This is a genomic window from Pseudomonas sp. DL (assembly GCF_047199225.1).
Lineage (GTDB): Bacteria > Pseudomonadota > Gammaproteobacteria > Pseudomonadales > Pseudomonadaceae > Pseudomonas > Pseudomonas aeruginosa.
This window is the reverse complement of sequence record NZ_CP178323.1, coordinates 3,989,853-4,009,658: the sequence shown is the minus strand read 5'-3', so window position 1 is coordinate 4,009,658 and position 19,806 is coordinate 3,989,853. Positions and strand designations below refer to the sequence as shown.

The following is a 19,806-nucleotide window of genomic DNA, read 5'->3' as shown; positions in this document are numbered from 1 at the left end:
CCATGTGCCGGCCGGTGCTTGGCCTGGAGGGGGCGGGGGACTAGACTATCGCGCCTTTTCACCAGCCCCCGATGCCATGGCCGCCAAAGTCGAACCCTTCTGGAAACGCAAGACCCTCGCCCAACTCGACCAGGACGAGTGGGAGTCGCTGTGCGACGGTTGCGGCCTGTGCTGCCTGCAGAAGCTCGAGGACGAGGACGACGGCAGCGTCTACTACACGCGTATCGCCTGCAAGCTGCTCGACCTGCAAAGCTGCCGCTGCACCAACTACGCCGAGCGCATCCGTTTCGTCCCCGACTGTATCCAGCTCACCCCGGCGCAGGCCGACGAGTTCCAGTGGTTGCCGCCGACCTGCGGCTATCGCCTGGTTGCCGAAGGCAAGGACCTGCCGCTCTGGCACCACCTGGTCTGCGGCGACCCGGAGCGGGTCCACAAGGAACGCATTTCCCAGTCCGGGCGCATGCTCAGCGAGACCCAGGTGGCCGAGGACGACTGGGAGGACTACCTGATCTTCCGCGCCGGCTGAGCTCGCGTCCGTCGCACTTCCTTACCTTGTGAAATGATATGTATTATCATTCGCATATTTGCAAGGGACTTCCGTATCCGACGGAAGCGGGGAGGCGAGGTGTTGCAGCGGGTCAACGGCGCGGGGGGCGCCGCCGGAGGATGCACGGATGGATGAGCGCTTCCGTGGTTCCGTCTCGCATGCCTATCAGGCGTTCCATGGCGAGTTGCTGCGCTTCCTGCGCAAGCACCTGGGCAGTTCGGCGGACGCCGCCGACCTCGCCCAGGATACTTTCGCCCAGTGGCTGAAATGGCCGGGCCGGCAATCGGTCGAGCAGCCGCGCGCATTTCTTTTCCAGATCGCCCGCAACCTGTTGCGCGACCATTGGCGCCGGCAGCAGAGCCGCGGCCAGGATCTCGACCGGCCGGCGGCGAACGACGAACCCGCCGCGCTGGAAGGCGAGGCGGCCGGGCCGGGGGAGCGTTTCGAACAGCAGCAGCGCCTCAGCCACCTGGCGGCCGCGCTGGCCGAGCTGCCGCCGCGGCGGCGCGAAGCGTTCGTCCTGCACAAGTTCGACGGCCTGTCCCAGGTCGAAGTGGCCGAGCGCATGGGAATCTCCCTGAGCATGGTGGAAAAGCACATCGCCAGCGCCTTGCTGCACTGCAAGCGGCGGCTTGGCCAGGGAGGCGAAGGATGAAGCCGCTGGAACGACTGGAACCGCTGTTCGCAGACGAAACCGAAGAGGACATCGATCACCGCGCCGCCTACTGGTTCAGCCGGCGTCGTTCCGGGCATTTCAGCGCTGCCTGCCGGGCCGAGCTGGAGGATTGGCTACGCGCCGATCCGCGCCATCGCGAAGCGCTCGAGGGCATGGAGCGGCTCTGGCGCGAGTTCGACGGCCTGCCGCGCCCGGCGCTGGACGATATTCCCGAGCCGGTGCCGGCCTGGTGCCTGCCCCGGGCGCTGGCGGCGGCGTTCTTCGTATTCTGCGCGCTGCTCGTCGCCACCCTGTTCTGGCGCGACCAGTCGCTCGGACCGAACCTCGCCTACGGCACGGCACCTGGCGAGCAGCGCGAGGTGGTCCTGGCGGACGGATCGAAGCTGTTCCTCGACGTCGATACCCAGGTGCAGGTGCGTTACGCCGAGCGCACCCGCGACGTGCTGTTGAAGAAAGGCGAGGTGTTCTTCGTAGTCAGCCACGATCCGGCCCGGCCTTTCCGGGTCGGCAGCGGCGACAGCCGGGTCACCGTACTCGGTACCCAGTTCAGCGTCCGGCGCAACGCGCAGGCCCTCGCGGTGGCGGTGAAACAGGGGCGCGTGGCGTTGCAGCCGTCCCTGGAGAAGGATGCCGAACATGTGCTGCTGGCTGGCGACAGCGCGCGCCTGGACCTCGCCGAGCAGCGCCTGGAACTCGGCCATGTGGCGCCGGAGCAGGTCGCCAGTTGGCGCGATGGGCAACTGGTGTTCCGCGACAAGCCGCTGGGCGAACTGGTGGAGGAACTGTCGCGCTATCGCGCCGCGCCGATCCGCCTGGGAGATCCCCGGCTTGCCGGCAAGCGGGTCTCCGGTACGGTGCGGATCGCCCGCCCCGACGATTTTCTCCTCGCCCTGCCGGCGCTATTGCCGGTGCGGGTGCAGCCGCAGGCTGGTGGCGAGGTGCTGATCCTGGCGCGCTGAGGCGCGTCGTCAGCATTAATGAAAATATTTTTCATTCGCATATGTGGGTTTTTCTCCCTGCTGCGTCTTCTCTGCTGTCCGTCGCCGCTGCCGGCGACATCCAGCAGTCACTTGGGGAGAGTTCCAGCATGACCTTGCCTTTCACCCGCGCCGCCTGGCGCCCGCTGTGTTCCGCCGCCGTGCTCGGCGCCGCGTTGTGGGCCGCCGGCGCCAGCGCTGCCGAACGACGCTTCGACCTGCCGGCGCAGCCGCTGGCCGCCTCGCTGTCGCGCCTGGCGCAGCAGGCGCAGGTCCAGGTGCTGTTCGACGAGTCGCTCCTGCGGGGCCTGCGCGCTCCGGCGCTGAGCGGCAGCTACGGGGTGCGCGAGGCGCTGGAGCGGTTGCTGGTCGGTTCCGAGCTGGAGCTGGTGGAGGCGGGCGGCGGCTACGTGGTGCGCCGGCGCCAGGTCGACGCCTACAGCGACAACGCGCTGCAACTGGACGCGCAGACCATCGTCGGCAACGGTCGCGAAGTGGACGCCAGCAACGTCGGCCGTTCGACCCTGACCCGGCGGGATATCGAACGCCAGCAGGCGGACAACATCCCCAGCCTGCTGCAGACCCTGCCCGGAGTGACCATGGGCGGCTCGCCCAAGCCGGGCGGACAGACCACCAACATCTGGGGCCTGGGCGACGCCGAGGACGTGCCCTATACCCTGGACGGCGCGCAGAAGAGCGGCTTCGAGCGCTACCAGCAGGGCACCGTGTTCATCGAACCGGAAATGATCAAGCGCATCGAGGTGGAGAAGGGACCGCACTCGGTGTTCACCGGCAATGGCGGCTTCGGCGGCACCGTGCACATGGAGACCAAGGACGCGCCGGACCTGCTGCGCGAAGGCCGCGACGTCGGCGCCATGCTCAAGTACGGCTATCACTCCAACGACCAGCAGAAGATCTACTCCGGCGCCGTGTTCGGTCGCAGCGAAGACCGCCGCGTCGATGCCCTGCTCTATCTCAACGGTCGCGACGGCCGCGACATGAAGCTGGCCGACAACCTGCCGCTGTCGCCCACCGACTACCCGATCAACCCCAAGCGCCTGCCCAACAGCGCCCAGGACGAGAAGACCGGCCTGTTCAAGCTCAACCTGCACCCCACCGAGGAGCACGACCTGGGTTTCACCTACCTGCGCTCGAAAAGCTCGCGCTGGACGCCGTTCTCCGCCAGCAGCTACCCGACCCCGCCGAGCCAGTGGACCATCGACCGCTACGGCTACGAGCTGGGCCTGACCCGCCTGCTGGCCCACCGCGATACCACCGACACCACCTGGACCGGCAAGTACAACTACCATCCGCTGGACAACCCCTGGATCGACCTGCAACTGAGCTATTCCGACGCCCGCACCGAGCAACTCGACCGTCGCGAGGACACCGCCTTCTACCAGCTCGCCACCGGTGGCAAGCGGATGCGTACCGAGTACCAGGACAAGGTCCTGGAACTGCGCAACACCAGCCGTTTCGATACCGGAGCGCTACAGCACGAGCTGACCCTGGGCGCGGCGCTGCACAAGCACAAGCGCGACATCCTCATGCACATGCCGGGCAAGACCTACGAGACCCCGCGCTACAATTACGGCTGGCTGCAACCGGCATTCATGCCGGCCGGCAAGCAGGACACGCAGAGCTTCTACATCCAGGACGCGATCACCTACGGCAGCCTGACCGTCACCCCATCGATGCGCTTCGACAGCGTGCGCAACGACGGCCAGGCCAACCTGGCGCCGATCTACGACAATCCCAAACTCGGCCATGACTATCGCGCCCAGACCTACTCCGGCTGGTCGCCGCGGCTGTCGGTGTTCTGGACCGCGACGCCGAACCTGGCGTTCTTCGCCGACTACACCGAGACCTGGCGAGCGCCGGTGATCGACGAGCAGTACGAAGTGCAGAACAGTTCGACCATCGGTGGCAGCAGCCGCGACCTGGACGCCGAGCGCATCCATGCGATCCGTGGCGGCAGCGTGATCAACCTGCCGGACCTGCTGGTCGCCGGCGACAGCCTGCAGATCCGCACCACGTTGTTCCAGAACCGCATCAAGGACGAGATATTCCGCACCCGCAGCGTCGGCTGCCGCCAGCAGTCGATCGACAACGGCAGTATCGGTGGTAGCTGCGGCGACATGCTGCCGCTGAGCAACTACCGCAACCTGCCGGGCCTGACCATCAAGGGCTTCGAGATCGAGAGCTTCTACGACAGCCAGCGGCTGTTCGGCAGCCTGTCCTACTCGTGGATGACCGGCAAGCACGATGGGGCCTACAGCAATCCCTGGGGACCGAACGTGTGGGCGCGCGACATCCCGCCGCCGAAATGGGTGGCCATGCTCGGCCTGAAGGTTCCGGAATGGGATGCCAAGCTCGGCTGGCAGGGCGAGTTCGTGCGCAAGACCGACCGCCTGCCCAGCGATCGCTACAGCGGCGGGATGGGTACCGGTTCCGGTGATATCTACTGGGATCACGCGGCCAACGACAGCTACGACACCCATCGGCTGTTCGCCGAGTGGGTCCCGGCCAAGCTGGGCCTGAAGGACACCCGCATCGACTTCACCGTGGACAACCTGTTCAACCGCTCCTATCGCCAGCCGCTGGGCGGCGACCTGGTCTACAGCCAGGGACGCAACGCCAAGATCAGCGTCACCCAGTTCTTCTGAGGGGCATCAGCGCACCGAACCGATGCGCCGGGTGTCCTCGGCATACCAGACGGCGAACACCCGGCCGACCAGGTCGGCGCGCGGTACGTAGCCCCAGTAGCGGCTGTCGTTGGAGTTGTCGCGGTTGTCGCCGAGCATGAAGTAGTGGCCGGCGGGGACGGTCCGCTGGGCCATGCGCAGGGAGTCCGGCTGGCGCAGCGCCTGTTGCGCCAGGTAGGGCTCCGTCACCGGGCGCTCATTGACGTAGAGCCGGCCGCCATCGATCCGCACGCGATCGCCGGGTATCCCGGCGATGCGCTTCACATAGGCGATGCTGCGCTGCGGCGGGAAGCGGAACACCACCAGGTCGCCGACCTGCGGGTCGGCGAAGGCGTAGCGCGCGGCGTTGGCGAGGATGAAGTCGCCCTGTTGCAAGGTCGGTTCCATCGAGCGCGAAGGGATCTTGTACAGCGCCACGCCGAGGAGCCGTGCGCGCGGGTCGAGACTGGCGGTGCCGAACGGATTCGCCAGGTAGACGGCCAGCATGATCGCGGCGAGCAGGCCCATGGCGGGCCAGAAGCGTCGTTTCACGAAGGTTCCCTTTTTCGTGGCGGAAGGCCGGCGTCGCCGGCCCCCGCGGTGGTCATACCAGGCCGAGGACCTTGAGCAGGAAGGCGTATTCCAGCGCCACGTCCTTCAGCCCCTGGTAGCGGCCGCTCATGCCGCCGTGGCCGGCGCCGAGGTCGGTCTTGAGCAGCAGCAGGTTGGCGTCGGTCCTGGTCGCCCGCAGTTTCGCCACCCACTTGGCGGCTTCCCAGTACTGCACGCGGCTGTCGTTGTAGCCGGCGACCACCAGCAGGTGCGGGTAGTCCTGGGCCCTGACGTTCTCGTAGGGCGCGTAGGCGGCGATCCGCGCATGCACCTCGGGCTCCTGCGGGTTGCCCCACTCATCGTATTCGGTGACGGTCAGCGGCAGGTCCGGATTGAGCATGCTGTTCAGCACGTCGACGAACGGCACCTCGGCGATGGCCGCGCCGAACAGTTGCGGGCGCTGGTTGAGCACCGCTCCGATCAACAGCCCGCCGGCGCTGCCGCCGCTGATGGCGAGACCCTCGGGACGGCAGTAGCCCTCGGCGAGCAGGTGCTCGGCGCAGGCGATGAAGTCGTCGAAGCTGTTCTGCTTGTGTTCCAGCTTGCCGGCCCGGTACCAGGCTTCGCCCAGTTCGCCGCCGCCACGGACATGGGCGATGGCGAAGACGAAGCCGCGTTCGAGCAGGCTCAGGCGGGCGTGGGAGAACCAGGGATCGAGGCTATGCCCGTAGGCGCCGTAGCCATAGAGATAGAGCGGCGCGGGGCGCCCGGCGGCGATGCCGTCGAGGACTTCCTTGCGCGCCACCAGGCTGACCGGCACCTGCGTGCCGTCGCCGCTGCTGGCCCAGATGCGCCGGCTGGCGTAGGCGTCGGCGTCGAAGGGGCCTTCCACCGGGGTCTGCTTGAGGACGGTCTGCGTGCCATCGGCGAGGTTCAGCTGGCGTACCTGCGCCGGACGGTTCAGGGCCTCGTAGCGCAGTCGCACGCAGGGGCTGTCGAATTCCAGGCTGTCCTGCACGTAGAGGCTGTAGGCGGCGTCCGGCAACTGCACGCGGTAGGCCGGCAGGCCCTGCGGTTGCACCTCGATCACCGGCAGGCCGCCGTCGCGCAGGCCGAGGATCACCGCCTCGGCGTTCAGGCTGACATCTTCCAGGGTCCGCTGCGGGTCGTGGGCCACGCGCAGTTGCCAGTGCTCGCAAGTCGGCCGCGACTCCTCGGCCTGGTAGAGGGCGAAGTTGATCCCCGCCTGGTTGCTGCGGATCAGCCACAGGCCCCGGCCGTCGAGGCGACCGTGGTCGGGGTAGTACTCGTGGCCTTCCTCGCGCGGCGCCAGGCAACGGAACGTTCCCTGCGGCTGGTCGGCGTCGAGCACCCAGGCCTCGCTGGTGGTCTTGCTGTTGAGCAGGAGGATCAGCTGGCGTTCCGAGCTGGAGCGGTAGCAGTGCAGGAAGAAGCGCCCGTCGCCTTCCTCGAACACCAGCTCGGCGCCGGCCTCGCCCAGGCGGTGGCGATAGAGCTTGTGCGGGCGGTGGGTGTCGTCCAGTTCGCCGAAGAACAGCGTGCGGTTGTCGTTGGCCCAGGTCAGGCTGCCGTCGCAGTCGTCGAAGGGCAGGGCCTGCACCGCGCCGCTGGCGAGGTCCTTGACGAACAGGCGGTAGATCTCGTCGCCGCTGGTGTCCAGGCTGTAGGCCAGCAGGCTCTGGTCGGGGCTGATGCTGAAGGCGCCGAGGGAGAGGAAGCCGCCGTCGGCCAACTGGTTGGGATCGAGCAACAGTTGCTCGGCGCCTTCGTCGACCGCCAGGCTGCCGTCCGCCGGACGGGGGCAGCGGTAGTGGCGCGGGTATTCGTCGCCGGCGGTGGTGCGCTGGTAGTACAGCCACGGACCCCACGGACTGGGCAACGACAGGTCGGTCTCGCGGATGCGTCCCCTGATCTCCTCGAACAGGGTCTCGCGCAACCCGGCCTGGTCGGCCAGTTCGCTATCCAGGTAGGCGTTCTCGGCCTTCAGGTAGTCGAGCACCTCCGGGGCGTCGCGCTCCTCCAGCCAGGCGTAGGGGTCGCTTCCGGCGTCGCGGCGGGCGATGGGGGGCTGCGGATGGGGCATCGGGAATCCTCGTCGATCCGGCCATGCGCGAGGCCGGGAAATCTGAATAAAACTGGCGGCGCGGCGCCCGCCATCGGTGGGTAGGCGCGTCGGCATGCAAAAGCGGCTATCATAAGCCCCCCATCACCGCTATCGCCACGCACGCCGCATGAATGAACAAGACTATCTGATCGCCTGGGGCGCCTACGCCATCGCCGGACTCGGCCTGATGCTGGTGTTCTGGCTGATGACCGGCTGGATGTGGCGCTGGCTGCGCGAACCCCTGCGGCTGATCGTCTTCATCCTGCTGTTCACGCCGACTCCGGTGGACCCGCAGAACGACCTCTACGCCCCGGCCATCGCCATCACCGCGCTGGATGTCGTGTTCAAGGTCGGCAACAACGCCTGGCGCGCGGTCTCCGACCTGGCCCTGGTGGCGCTGCTCGGTTTCGGCCTGTACCTGCTGATCGCCGCCATCCGCTGGCCGCTGGAGCGGGCCTGGAAGAATCGTCGGCATCCGTCGCAGGACGCCGAGGACGAGCCGACCCTGCGGCAGATGATGCAGCCCGAGTTGATGCCGGACGTCGACACCCGCACCGACGAGCACGGCGACCGGCGCATGCGCATCGAGCCGCGCCTGTAGCCTTTCGCGACGAAATCCATTCTTGCGCTACGCCCGGCAGGCGTTCAGCATGAGGCGAGGCCTATGTCGGGATTTCCCATGGATTGCGTGTTCTGCGCCATAGCGGGTGGCCGCGAGCCGGCGCACAGACTCTTCGAGGACGAGCATTTCATCGTCCTGCTGGACATCTTTCCGCTGCGACCGGCGCACGTGCTGATCGTAGCCCGCGAGCACGCCCCGCACCTGAGCGATCTTTCCGCCGCCGCCCGCGACGCCCTCCTGGCGCTCGCCGAGCGTATCGGTCGCGCATTGCGCCGGGCCGGTTTCGGCGTGGAAGGCATCAACCTGTTGCTCAACGATGGCGTGGCGGCCAACCAGCACGTGGCGCACCTGCATCTGCACCTGATTCCCCGGCGTCGCGGCGACCTGCCGCGACTGCTCTGGCGCGCCCTGACCCGTTTCCTGCCGGTCGGTCGCGCGAGCCTGCAGGCGCGTCTGCAGCGGGAACGAGAACTACTACGTACAGCCTTGCTCAGGGAGGTTTGAGCCATGTGTGAACTATTGGGCATGAGCGCCAACGTCCCGACGGACATCGTCTTCAGCTTCACCGGACTGATGCAGCGCGGCGGCGGTACCGGCCCGCACCGCGACGGTTGGGGCATCGCCTTCTACGAAGGACGCGGCGTGCGGCTGTTCCAGGACCCGCTGGCGAGCGTCGATTCGGAGGTGGCGCGGCTGGTGCAGCGCTTCCCGATCAAGAGCGAGACGGTCATCGGGCACATCCGCCAGGCCAACGTCGGCAAGGTCGGGCTGAGCAACACCCACCCCTTCATCCGCGAACTCGGTGGGCGCTACTGGACCTTCGCGCACAATGGCCAACTGGCCGACTTCCAGCCCAAGCCCGGTTTCTACCGCCCGGTCGGCGAGACCGACAGCGAGGCGGCCTTCTGCGACCTGCTGAACCGCGTGCGCCGGGCTTTCCCCGAGCCGGTGCCGGTGGAGGTGCTGTTGCCGGTGCTGATCTCGGCCTGTGACGAATATCGCAAGAAAGGTGTGTTCAATGCCCTGATCAGCGACGGCGACTGGCTGTTCACCTTCTGCTCCAGCAAACTCGCCTACATTACCCGCCGTGCGCCATTCGGCCCGGCGCGGTTGAAGGATGCCGACCTGACCGTGGACTTCCATGCGGAAACCACGCCGGACGATGTGGTCACGGTGATCGCCACCGAGCCGCTCACCGACAACGAGAACTGGACCTTGCAGCAGAGCGGCGAGTGGGTCCTCTGGTGGGGCGGCGAGGTGTTGGCCAAGGGGCGGGTCTGAATCGCCGCCGTGAACGAGGAGAGCGCATGTTCCGCAGTTACCTGAGACTGCTGCTGTTCACCCTGGGCCTGCTGCTCGGGGTGCAGGTGCCCGGTTTCATCGACGACTACGCCAAGCGCGTCGACGCCCATCGCCTAGAGGCCGCGCAGAACATCCAGGGCTTCCAGCAGACCGCCGGGCAGTTCTTCAATGGTAGCCTGGAGGAACTGGTCAGGCATTACCGCAGCAACAGCGATCCGGTGTTCCAGCGCGACGGCGAGAACCTCGACCGCCTGATGCGTCGCGCGCGCATGCTCGACGCCGAGTGGCAGGCCATGCAGGGTCCCTGGTACGCCCGCGCCTGGCACATGCTGCGCGCACCGAACCATGAGTTGCTGATGGAAACCTATGCCAGCTACAGCTACCAGGTCCTGCTCAAGCCCGAGGTGATCGCCTGGGGCCTGGGCTGCGCCTTGCTGGTCGCCTGGATCGCCGAGCTGATCGTGTATTCGCTGGCCTCGCTGTTCGGCTTCGGCGAAGACCGCCGCACCCGCGAGCGTCACTGGAGCTGAGGCGCGACTCAGGCCGCCGCCAGTTCCAGGAATGCCCTGATCACCCGTAGGCCGCGGCGCTTCTCCAGGCAGCCGATCAGGTGGCGGTTGGTCAGCTCGGGACCGACCAGCGGCACCGCGCGAACCCGCGGATCGTTGCCGACCTCCAGGGAAGACACCACGCCGACGCCCAGTTCGGCGGCCACCGCTTCGGTCACCGCTTCCCGGCTGTCCAGCTCCAGCAGCACCCGCGGCTGCACGCCCTGCTCGGCACAGGCGCGGTCGAAGGTGCGGCGGGTGATCGAACCGGGTTCGCGCAGCACCATGATCTGCTGGTCGAGCTCTTCCAGCGGTACGCCTTCGTTGCGTTCGCACCAGGGATGCTGGCGAGGCAACAGGGCGCAGATGCGCGAATTCACCAACTCCTCCAGGAACAGCCCGGGACGCGCCTCGACCTCGGTCAGCACGGCGACGTCGACGTGTTCGCTGAGCAGCGCCGCGAGGGTCTCCTGGGCGTTGCCCAGACGCAGGTTGACGGTGATTCCCGGATAGCTCGCGCGCAGCCGGGCGAGCATCGGCATCACCAGGTGCGGGCCGTCGGCGGCGACTTCGAGGCGGCCGGAGACCAATTGTCGATTGGCGTCGAGCAGGGCCTCGGCTTCTTCCTCCAGGGCGAACAGGGTGCGCGTGATCGCCACCAGGCGCGAGCCCTCCTCGGTCAGTTCGATGCGCCGGGCGGTGCGCCGGAACAGGGTGACCTGGTAGTGCTCCTCGAGTGCCTTGACGTGTCCGGTCACCGCCGGCTGGCTGATGCACAGGCGCTCGGCGGCGCGGGTGAAACTGCCTTCGCGGGCGACGGCGTCGAAGGCGCGGAGCTGGAAGAGATTCATGGTATCGGCCTGGCTTATGGCTGGCATCGGAACAAACAATTTGAACGATAGTAGCGCGGCGCTCACCTTATGTCTCCAGGCTTCCCTGGAACGCCGGCGCGGAACGACCGCCCGGACCGCGAAGCCCGATCCGGTTTCTTTGGCCGATTCCCGCAGAGGAAATGAGCATGAGCACTGCCGAACGCGCACCCATCCTGCTGACCCCCGGTCCGCTGACCACCTCCTACCGTACCCGTCGGGCGATGATGGTCGACTGGGGCTCCTGGGACAGCGATTTCAACGAACTCACCGCCAGCGTCTGCCAGCGCCTGCTGAAGATCGTAGGCGGCGAAGGCAGCCACACCTGCGTACCGTTGCAGGGCAGCGGCACCTTCGCCGTGGAAGCGGCGATCGGCACCCTGGTGCCGCGCGACGGCAAGGTCCTGGTGTTGATCAACGGTGCCTACGGCAAGCGCCTGGCGAAGATCTGCGAGGTCCTGCAACGGCCCTTCAGCACCTTCGAGACCGAAGAGAACGTGCCGACCACCGCCGCTGACGTCGAGCGTCTGCTGGCCGCCGATCCGGCGATCAGCCATGTGGCGCTGATCCACTGCGAGACCAGCACCGGCATCCTCAATCCGCTCGAGGCCATCGCCAAGGTCGTCGAGCGTCACGGCAAGCGCCTGATCGTCGATGCCATGAGCTCCTTCGGGGCGATCGGGATCGATGCCCGGAAAGTTCCGTTCGATGCCTTGATCGCCGCCTCCGGCAAGTGCCTGGAGGGCGTCCCCGGGATGGGCTTCGTCTTCGCCCGCAGCGCCGCCCTGGAAGCCAGCGCCGGCAACTGCCACTCCCTGGCCATGGACCTGCAGGACCAGCACGCCTATATGCGCAAGACCGGGCAGTGGCGCTTCACCCCGCCGACCCATGTGGTCGCCGCCCTGCACGAAGCGCTCAGCCAGTACGAAGAGGAGGGCGGCCTGCCGGCGCGCCAGCGGCGCTACGCGAGCAATTGCGAAACGCTGCTCGGCGAGATGGCCCGGCTCGGTTTCCGCAGCTTCCTGCCGGCGGAAATCCAGGCGCCGATCATCGTTACCTTCCACGCGCCGCGCGATCCGCGCTACCGCTTCGCCGACTTCTACCAACGCGTGCGGGAGAAGGGCTTCATCCTCTATCCGGGCAAGTTGACCCAGGTGGAAACCTTCCGCGTCGGCTGCATCGGCCACGTCGACGCCGCGGAGATGCGGCAGGCGGTCGCCGCCATCGGCGAGGCGCTGCGCGAACTGGAAGTCCTCGAGATCTGAACTGAACGACAACGAGCAGAAAAGGGTTCACGACAATGAATTACAACCAGCCAGCCACCCTCCAGGCCGCCATCCTCGACTGGGCGGGAACCGTGGTCGATTTCGGCTCCTTCGCGCCGACCCAGATCTTCGTCGAGGCTTTCGCCGAATTCGGCGTCCAGGTCAGCCTGGAGGAAGCGCGCGGTCCGATGGGAATGGGCAAGTGGGACCACATCCGCACCCTCTGCGACATCCCGGCGATCGCCGAGCGCTACCGCGCCGTCTTCGGCCGCCTGCCCAGCGACGACGATGTCACCGCCATCTACGAGCGCTTCATGCCGCTGCAGATCGAAAAGATCGCCGAACATTCGGCGCTGATCCCCGGCGCCCTGCAGGCGATCGCCGAACTCCGCGGGATGGGCCTGAAGATCGGTTCCTGTTCCGGTTATCCGGCGGTGGTGATGGAGAAGGTGGTAGCCCTGGCCGAGACCAACGGTTACGTCGCCGACCACGTGGTGGCCACCGACGAAGTGCCCAACGGCCGGCCATGGCCGGCCCAGGCGCTGGCCAACGTGATCGCCCTGGGGATCGACGATGTGGCGGCCTGCGTGAAGGTCGACGACACCTGGCCGGGTATCCTCGAAGGGCGCCGCGCCGGGATGTGGACGGTGGCGCTGACCTGCTCGGGCAATGCCCTGGGCCTCACCTACGAGCAGTACAAGGCGCTGCCGGCGGCCGAACTGGAGCGCGAGCGGACGCGTATCGAACAGATGTTCGAAGGTTCGCGTCCGCACTACCTGATCGAGACCATCGCCGAGCTGCCGGCGGTGGTCCGCGACATCAATGCGCGCCTGGCGCGCGGCGAGATGCCGCAGGGTAACTGAGCCACGTCTGTGCCGAGGCCGCCGCGGGCAACCGCGGCGGCCTCGGTTTTCTAACCGGCGTCCGGGTGCCCCAGGCGAGTCTTGAGGAAGTCGATGAACGCGCGGACCTTCGACGGCAGGTGGCGGGTCGGCGGATAAACGGCATGCACGCCCTGGAGCGGAAACCCGTGGTCCGCCAGCAGGCGTTGCAGTGCGCCGCAGCGCAAGTCGGCCTGCACCAGCCAGTCCGGCAGCACGGCGATACCCAGGCCGTCGAGGGCAAAGGCGCGCAGGGCCGCGGCGTTGTCGGCCAGCAGCATGGGATGGCGCGGTCCGCGGTAGCTGCGCAGGGCGCCGTCGGGGGCGCGTACTTGCCAGGGCAGGGAGTCCGCCAGCCGGCTGTGACCGAGATTCTGCAGGCGCTCCAGACTCTCCAGGTCGGTCGGCGGCGGTTCGCCGAGCGCCGCCAGGCAGGCCGGGCTGGCCACCGCCAGGACCTCGAAGCTGGCCAGTTGCACCGCATGGTGGGTGGAGTCCTCCAGGCGCCCCAGGCGGATCGCGACGTCGAAGCGTTCGCCAATCAGGTCGGCATGCAGCGATGAGGTCGACAATTGTACCTGCAACGCCGGGTGCAGCCGGGCGAATGCCTGCAGGGCCGGCACCAGTTGGCGCAGGCCGTATTCCTGGGTGGTGGTGACGCGCAGGCTGCCACGCAGTTCGCCATGCTCGGCGCGGGCGTCGTCGATGGCCAGGCGCGCCTCGTCGAGCACCTTCACGCAGCGCTGGTAGAAGCGTTCGCCAGCATCGGTCAGGGCCATCCGCCGGGTGCTGCGGCTGAGCAGAGAAACGCCCAGCTCGGCCTCCAGCCGCTTGAGGTTGAAGCTGACTACCGCACGCGTCTGGCCGAGGGTGTCGGCGGCGGCGCTGAGGGAACCGCAGTCGACCACGGCGCGAAAGGTTTCGAAGCGGTCGAGGCTGACCATGGAAGGCGACCCTATTGTCAAATTCGATTTGACAGTCTATGCGCGATTAGCCTCTCCAGATAGCGCGAGCGCCTCGCTATGCTCCCCGGCAAACCTCCGGAGCGCCCATGAATCAACCGTCCCGCCTGGCCACTTTGTACCTGCTGGGGTTCGCCCTGGACCTGGTGAACATCTTCATCGCCAGCGTCGCCTACCCGGACATCGGGCGTTCCCTTGGCGCTTCGGTGGCGACCCTGGCGTGGATCGGCAACACCTACCTGCTCGGCTTGACCCTGGTGATTCCGTTGAGCGTCTGGCTCGCTTCGCGCCTGGGAGAACGGCGACTGATGCTGCTGGCACTGGCCGGTTTCGCCAGTGCTTCGCTGGGTTGCGGCCTGGCTGGATCGGCGGCGACGTTGATCGTCTGGCGCCTGTGCCAGGGGTTGGCCGGCGGGTTACTGATCCCCCTCGGCCAGGCCATGGCCTATCGGAATGTCCCGGCGTCGGCACGGGCCGGCCTGACCGCACGGGTGATGCTGGTGGCGCTGATCGTTCCCGCCGTGGCGCCTGCCCTCGGCGGCTGGCTGGTGGACAGCCTGTCCTGGCGTGGGATCTTCTTCGCCAGCGTGGCGCCGGCGCTGCTGGTGCTGGCCCTGGCGATGCGCTGGCTGCCCAGGCACAAGCATGCGGCGCAGCGCCTGGACCTGCGCGGCCTGCTGCTCGGCTCGGCGGCGCTGGCCACGCTGCTGGTGGCGCTCGCCTGGCTGGGATCGCCCGGCGGCGGCGGGCGTGGCCTGCTCCTGGCGCTGCTGGCCTGCGTGCTGGGCTGCTGCTACTGGCGTGACGGGCGCGCTCGTACCGACGCGCTGCTCGACCTTGGCTTGCTGGAGGCGCCATTGCTGCGTACGGCGATGCTGGTCTATCTCTGCGTGCCGGGAGCCTTCATGGGCGCCAACCTGGTCGCCATGCTCTATCTGCAAGGCCCCCTCGGCCTCAGCGCGAGCCGTGCCGGTGCGCTGATGCTGCCCTGGGCGCTGGCGGCCGGCCTGGCCATCGGCCTGACCCGGCGACGCTTCAATCGCTGGGGGCCGAAATCCTTGCTGCTGGTGGGCATGGCGATACAGGCCGGCGGCCTGCTGTGGCTGGCTCGAAGCGGGGAGGGGAGCGGCTTCTGGCAACTGGCGGGGGCCTACGCGACCATGGGATTCGGCGGCAGCCTGTGTAGCAGCGCGGCACAGGGCATGGCCTTGCTCGACGTCCCGGCGGCGCGCATGGGCCATGCCAGCGCCTTGTGGAACATCAATCGGCAACTGGCGTTCTGCCTGGGCATGGCCGTGCTCGGTGGGTTGCTCAACCTGTTGCAGGCGCGGGCCGACCCCGCGGCCTTCGTCCACTGCTTCCTGTTCGCCGCCGCTTTCACGCTATTGCCTCTGCCGTGGGTGAGGCGTATCGATTCCGCCGGGGTTCGCGCCCTGGTCCAGACCTGAAAGGAGCTACACCATGACTTGTGCCTACCGCCGGGAAATCCACCATGCCCACGTGGCGATCCGCGACTGGCTGGCCGGCGACTCACGGGCTGACGCGCTGGATGCGTTGATGGCGCGTTTCGCCGAGGACTTCTCGATGGTCACGCCGCATGGCGTGGTCCTGGACAAGACTGCTCTGGGCGAGCTGTTCCGCAGCAAGGGCGGCACCCGTCCTGGGCTGCGCATCGAGATCGACGGCGAGAGTCTGCTGGCTTCAGGCGTGGATGGCGCGACCCTGGCCTATCGGGAAATCCAGTCCGACGCGGCGGGTCGCAGCGAGCGCCTGTCCACCGTAGTCCTGCACCGTGACGACGAAGGGCGGCTGTACTGGCGCCACCTGCAGGAAACCTTCTGCGGCTGAGCCTGCCTCAGTCGCTGGCACCGAGCAGGCGCAGGAAGGCATCGGCGAGTTCGCCGGCCAGCGGCTGGGTATCCAGGCGGCCGCCGGCGATGGCGTCGTCGGCGGCGCCATGCAGCCCGGAGTAGAGCAGCAGGGCGTTCAGCCGTGGGTTGCGCAGCGGCCAGGCGCCGGCCGCCGCGCCGTTCTCCAGTAGCTCCGCCAATTGCTCCAGCACGCGGTCGCGCTCCTGGTTGCCGCGCTGGTGGTGATGGTGCTCGCTGTAGACCACATCGTGCAGCCGGTAGCCCTCCAGGTAGCCCGCCAGGCCGCTCTCGGTCCAGGCGCGCAGGCGGCCGGGATGGTCGTTCGCCGGACAGGCCTCGACGGCATTCGCGATGCGCTGCTGGAAAGCCTGGGTGAAGCGCTCGCGCAGGGCCAGGAGGATGTCGGTCTTGGCTTGGAAGTAGTGATAGAAGGTACCCTTGGCGACCCCCGCGGCAGCGACGATGTCGCTGATGGTGGTGGCGTCCACACCCTTGTCTAGGAACAGTTGCTGCGCCGCCGCCATCAGTTCCTCGAGACGAACCTCCGCAGGCTTGGTGCGCGGTTGGCGGGCAGGCTGTTCGGCGTGGCGATCGGGCATGGAGCGCGGATCCGGTGGTTGGGTTGGCCGCAGTGTAAAAGAGCGTGGAGGGGAAGACGAGGCATGACAGGAAGATGAGAATGTTTCGCGATATTTATTGACTGACCGTCGGTCAATGGATTATTCCTGGGCCAGCGCCCTCTCATCGGAGTACTCCATGAACCCTTCGCGTCGTGTCGCCCTGGTCGCCGCCATTTACCTGGGAACCTTCATCGCCTCGCTCGACATCAGCATCGTCAACCTCGCCCTGCCGACGCTGCAGTACGCCCTGGATACCGACCTGGCCGGCCTGCAGTGGGTGGTCGACGCCTATGCGCTGTGCCTGAGCGCCTTCATGCTGTCTTCCGGACCGCTGAGCGACCGCTACGGTCGCAAGCTGACCTGGCTGCTCGGGGTCGGCCTGTTCAGCTTCGGTTCGCTGCTCTGCGCGCTGGCCACCTCGCTGCCGCTGCTGCTGTTCGGACGCGCGGTCCAGGGCATCGCCGGGGCGCTGTTGATACCCGGCGCGCTGTCGATCCTTACCCAGGCTTTCCACGATCCCGGCCAGCGCGCCCAGGTGATCGGCGGCTGGACCTCCTTCAGCGCGCTGTCGCTGATCCTCGGCCCGCTGCTCGGCGGCCTGCTGGTGGAGCACGCCGGCTGGCAGAGCATCTTCCTGATCAACCTGCCGCTCGGCCTGCTGGCGCTCGCCCTGGGCCTGTGGGGCATCGAGGAAACCGCGCACCCCGAGCACGCCGCCTTCGATCCCCTGGGGCAGTTGCTCAGCGTGGTCTGGCTGGGAGCGTTGACCTACGCCCTGATCGCCGCGGGAGAGGGCGGCTGGTTGTCTCCCACGGCCTGGCCGGCGCTGCTCCTGGCCGGGGTCGGCCTGCTTGGCTTCCTCTTCGTCGAGCGGCGGACCGCCCGACCGCTGCTGCCCCTGGGGTTGTTCCGCCAGGCCGGGTTCGCCGTCTGCAACCTGGCCTCGTTCGTCCTCGGTTTTTCCGGCTACGCCAGCCTGTTCTTCCTCTCCCTGTTCTTCCAGCAGGTGCAGGGTGCCTCGGCGCAGCAGGCCGGCTTCTACCTGGCGCCGCAGTTCCTCGCCATGGGCGCACTGTCCATGCTGTTCGGCCGGTTGCAGCGGCACGTACCGCTGCGACGCCTGCTGGTGCTGGGCTACCTGGTGATCGGCCTGGCCATGCTGGCGCTGGCCGCTTGCGGTACGGGAACCGCGTATCCCTGGGTCGGCCTGTTGCTGGTGGCGCTCGGCCTGGGCATGGGCCTGGCCGTTCCCGGCACCGGTCTGGCGGTCATGGCGAGCGTGGCCCGCGAGCGTTCCGGGATGGCCTCGGCGACCATGAATACCCTGCGCCAGGCCGGCATGGCCGTCGGCATCGCGTTGCTGGGAGCGCTGCTGAGCGGGCGGGCGATCGTCGTCCTGGGCGATCGGCTGGAGGGGCTGGGGATTGCCGATGCGCAACGGCTCGCCACCCAGGCGGTCACGTCCCATCGCTTGCCTGGTTCCCTGGCGGGGCTCGACGCCGAGCTGCCGGCCGCGCTGGCCGAGGGCTTCCGTCTGGCTATGCTGGTGGCCGGAGCCAGCGCCCTGCTGGCCGCCGCGCTGCTCTGGCGCCTGCGCGTTAGCGCCGGCCCGGCGGCGGATACAGTTGGCGCATCTGGACGAACGGCAGGGGTACAGTTGCAGGCCGATAGACGCTGACTCTCGGGTCACGATGCTGGTGCGGGGGCGATTTCCTTGCGTTATGCTGCTCGAAGCGAAGAATATTCGCGTATTCCAACTGTTGTGCTAGGGTATGGCCTGCGACAACCTGTCGCAGGCAGGTAAAAGCCCTACTTTATCTATGTTTGAGAAAGTCTATTGCAAGATGTGTCATAGGCTCCTCAGCTGAAATGAATTGTAATAACTGACGCTCAGTTTCGGTCCAACGAGCGTCGCGCGAGTCTCTGCTCCGCATCGCGATAAATGGGTTCCTGCCTTGCCTGTTGCACAACAAATAGCCGACCGATAACTGCGACCTGATCACCCGGCGGGAAGGGCAATCCTTCTCGCCCAGGCATGCACGTGCCTTGGCCGCCCTTGGCCTCTTCCGGCACAGCTTCGAAAACGCTGTTCATCAAGGAACGACTCAGCGCGTGGAACGAGTCCGCCACCGGAATCGGGAAAGGTATCCGCTTGCCTTCTCCCGTGGCCGGGCAATGGCCGTTCCGTACCCCGGCGGCGACTGCATGTCTGGAACTGGCTGAAGCCAGCGGTCTCCGCCACAAGCCTTGCAAGGAGACATCCATGAGCGACCACTCGCTCCTTCCATCGATTAAGGCCGGAAGATGACCAAAGCAAACCCGTTTGCCGCATTGAAATGGCTTTCCCTGGCGCCCGCGCTGCTGCTCGGCGGCTGCGACATGACCCTGTTCAACCCGAAAGGGCAGGTGGGCATGGACGAGCGCACCCTGATCATTACCGCGACCCTGCTGATGCTGATCGTGGTCATCCCGGTGATCGTGATGACCCTGGCGTTCGCCTGGAAGTACCGCGCCTCGAATACCCAGGCCGAGTACAAGCCGGACTGGCACCACTCCAACCGCATCGAGGCGGTGGTCTGGCTGGTGCCCTGCGTGATCATCGCGATCCTCGGCTGGATCACCTGGGAAAGCACCCACAAGCTCGACCCGTACCGTCCGCTGGACTCCGAGGTCAAGCCGGTCACCATCCAGGCCGTTTCGCTGGACTGGAAGTGGTTGTTCATCTACCCGGAGCAGGGTATCGCCACGGTCAACGAGATCGCCTTCCCGAAAGACACCCCGGTGAATTTCCAGATCACCTCGGATTCGGTGATGAACTCGTTCTTCATCCCGCAGCTGGGCAGCCAGATCTACTCGATGGCCGGGATGATGACCAAGCTGCACCTGATCGCCAACGAAGAAGGCGTATTCGACGGTATCTCCGCGAACTACAGCGGCGGCGGTTTCTCCGGCATGCGCTTCAAGGCCATCGCCACCTCCGAGCAGGGCTTCCAGGACTGGGTCGCCAAGGTCAAGGCGGCACCGGCCAGCCTGTCGATCGGCACCTATCCGGAACTGGTCAAGCCGAGCGAGAACGTTCCGCCGACCTACTTCTCTTCGGTCAGCCCGGAACTGTTCGGCCACATCCTCACCAAGTACGAGCACCACGGCGACGCCAAGGGTGCCGCGCACGGCGAGCACGCCGGGGCTGAGCACGAAGCCGCCATGACCGGTCACGACATGCAGGACATGGACATGCAAGCCATGCAGGGCATGAAAGACATGAAGGACATGCACATGCAACCGAGTACCCAGGAGTAAGCGCA

Annotated in this window: 19 protein-coding genes; 14 read left to right on the top strand and 5 right to left on the bottom strand. The window is 67.1% G+C overall.

What is annotated here, in order from left to right:
• The first annotated feature begins 76 nt into the window (after positions 1-76).
• The 4 genes from ACI766_RS18590 (at position 77) to hxuC (ending at position 4,866) form a co-directional block, all read left to right on the top strand.
• Positions 77-526 (top strand): YcgN family cysteine cluster protein, encoded by a 450-nt coding sequence (locus ACI766_RS18590; protein WP_003082662.1) that lies wholly within the window; start codon positions 77-79, stop codon positions 524-526.
• A 148-nt stretch (positions 527-674) separates the two neighbouring features.
• Complete coding sequence (locus ACI766_RS18585) at positions 675-1,202, top strand: RNA polymerase sigma factor (protein WP_003082669.1); 528 nt, start codon at positions 675-677, stop codon at positions 1,200-1,202.
• Positions 1,199-2,182 carry a FecR family protein gene (locus ACI766_RS18580; protein ID WP_115282308.1) on the top strand — a complete coding sequence of 328 codons (984 nt, stop codon included), beginning with the start codon at positions 1,199-1,201 and terminating at the stop codon, positions 2,180-2,182. Before ACI766_RS18585 ends, ACI766_RS18580 begins: the two co-directional genes overlap by 4 nt.
• Positions 2,183-2,310: 128 nt before the next feature.
• A complete protein-coding gene (gene hxuC / locus ACI766_RS18575; RefSeq protein ID WP_003112363.1) occupies positions 2,311-4,866 on the top strand; it encodes a heme receptor HxuC in 2,556 nt (851 codons plus the stop codon).
• A gap of 6 nt (positions 4,867-4,872) precedes the next feature.
• Here hxuC and lepB read toward each other — a convergent pair whose 3' ends face one another.
• Both lepB and ACI766_RS18565 read right to left on the bottom strand, forming a co-directional pair.
• On the bottom strand, positions 4,873-5,412 hold the full coding sequence (lepB, locus tag ACI766_RS18570) for a signal peptidase I (RefSeq protein WP_014834071.1): 540 nt from the start codon (positions 5,410-5,412) through the stop codon (positions 4,873-4,875).
• Between the two features lie 76 nt (positions 5,413-5,488).
• Positions 5,489-7,540 carry a S9 family peptidase gene (locus ACI766_RS18565; protein ID WP_023110232.1) on the bottom strand — a complete coding sequence of 684 codons (2,052 nt, stop codon included), beginning with the start codon at positions 7,538-7,540 and terminating at the stop codon, positions 5,489-5,491.
• Between the two features lie 148 nt (positions 7,541-7,688).
• Between ACI766_RS18565 and ACI766_RS18560 the strand changes: the two genes are divergently transcribed.
• The 4 genes from ACI766_RS18560 to ACI766_RS18545 all read left to right on the top strand — a co-directional run bounded on the left by ACI766_RS18560 (position 7,689) and on the right by ACI766_RS18545 (position 10,015).
• Positions 7,689-8,162 (top strand): hypothetical protein, encoded by a 474-nt coding sequence (locus tag ACI766_RS18560; RefSeq protein ID WP_003086834.1) that lies wholly within the window; start codon positions 7,689-7,691, stop codon positions 8,160-8,162.
• 63 nt (positions 8,163-8,225) lie between these two features.
• On the top strand, positions 8,226-8,687 hold the full coding sequence (locus ACI766_RS18555; protein ID WP_003082677.1) for an HIT family protein: 462 nt from the start codon (positions 8,226-8,228) through the stop codon (positions 8,685-8,687).
• Positions 8,688-8,690: 3 nt separating this feature from the next.
• Complete coding sequence (locus ACI766_RS18550; RefSeq protein ID WP_003082680.1) at positions 8,691-9,464, top strand: class II glutamine amidotransferase; 774 nt, start codon at positions 8,691-8,693, stop codon at positions 9,462-9,464.
• 26 nt (positions 9,465-9,490) lie between these two features.
• Positions 9,491-10,015 (top strand): DUF2937 family protein, encoded by a 525-nt coding sequence (locus ACI766_RS18545; protein WP_003082681.1) that lies wholly within the window; start codon positions 9,491-9,493, stop codon positions 10,013-10,015.
• 8 nt (positions 10,016-10,023) lie between these two features.
• Here the strand turns inward: ACI766_RS18545 and ACI766_RS18540 are convergent, their stop codons facing one another.
• Positions 10,024-10,884, bottom strand: a complete 861-nt coding sequence (locus tag ACI766_RS18540; RefSeq protein WP_003082684.1) for a LysR substrate-binding domain-containing protein — start codon at positions 10,882-10,884, stop codon at positions 10,024-10,026.
• A gap of 167 nt (positions 10,885-11,051) precedes the next feature.
• Here ACI766_RS18540 and phnW point away from each other — a divergent pair, with 167 nt between their 5' ends.
• Positions 11,052-12,167 (top strand): 2-aminoethylphosphonate--pyruvate transaminase, encoded by a 1,116-nt coding sequence (gene phnW / locus ACI766_RS18535; RefSeq protein ID WP_003086851.1) that lies wholly within the window; start codon positions 11,052-11,054, stop codon positions 12,165-12,167.
• Between the two features lie 35 nt (positions 12,168-12,202).
• The gene (phnX, locus tag ACI766_RS18530; RefSeq protein WP_003100114.1) at positions 12,203-13,030 is read left to right on the top strand and encodes a phosphonoacetaldehyde hydrolase; all 828 of its coding nucleotides are present in this window, start codon (positions 12,203-12,205) and stop codon (positions 13,028-13,030) included.
• Positions 13,031-13,080: 50 nt separating this feature from the next.
• Here phnX and ACI766_RS18525 read toward each other — a convergent pair whose 3' ends face one another.
• On the bottom strand, positions 13,081-13,992 hold the full coding sequence (locus tag ACI766_RS18525) for a LysR family transcriptional regulator (protein WP_003082689.1): 912 nt from the start codon (positions 13,990-13,992) through the stop codon (positions 13,081-13,083).
• A gap of 107 nt (positions 13,993-14,099) precedes the next feature.
• Here ACI766_RS18525 and ACI766_RS18520 point away from each other — a divergent pair, with 107 nt between their 5' ends.
• Both ACI766_RS18520 and ACI766_RS18515 read left to right on the top strand, forming a co-directional pair.
• Complete coding sequence (locus ACI766_RS18520; RefSeq protein WP_023122212.1) at positions 14,100-15,458, top strand: MDR family MFS transporter; 1,359 nt, start codon at positions 14,100-14,102, stop codon at positions 15,456-15,458.
• Positions 15,459-15,471: 13 nt separating this feature from the next.
• On the top strand, positions 15,472-15,858 hold the full coding sequence (locus tag ACI766_RS18515; protein ID WP_003082694.1) for a DUF4440 domain-containing protein: 387 nt from the start codon (positions 15,472-15,474) through the stop codon (positions 15,856-15,858).
• 7 nt (positions 15,859-15,865) lie between these two features.
• On the opposite strand, the gene ACI766_RS18510 is transcribed toward ACI766_RS18515, so the two are convergent.
• A complete protein-coding gene (locus ACI766_RS18510) occupies positions 15,866-16,480 on the bottom strand; it encodes a TetR/AcrR family transcriptional regulator (RefSeq protein ID WP_003082696.1) in 615 nt (204 codons plus the stop codon).
• Between the two features lie 157 nt (positions 16,481-16,637).
• Here ACI766_RS18510 and ACI766_RS18505 point away from each other — a divergent pair, with 157 nt between their 5' ends.
• Complete coding sequence (locus tag ACI766_RS18505; protein ID WP_015648437.1) at positions 16,638-18,179, top strand: MFS transporter; 1,542 nt, start codon at positions 16,638-16,640, stop codon at positions 18,177-18,179.
• Positions 18,180-18,805: 626 nt separating this feature from the next.
• Positions 18,806-19,801, top strand: a complete 996-nt coding sequence (gene cyoA / locus ACI766_RS18500) for a ubiquinol oxidase subunit II (protein WP_003082702.1) — start codon at positions 18,806-18,808, stop codon at positions 19,799-19,801.
• Positions 19,802-19,806: the final 5 nt, after the last annotated feature.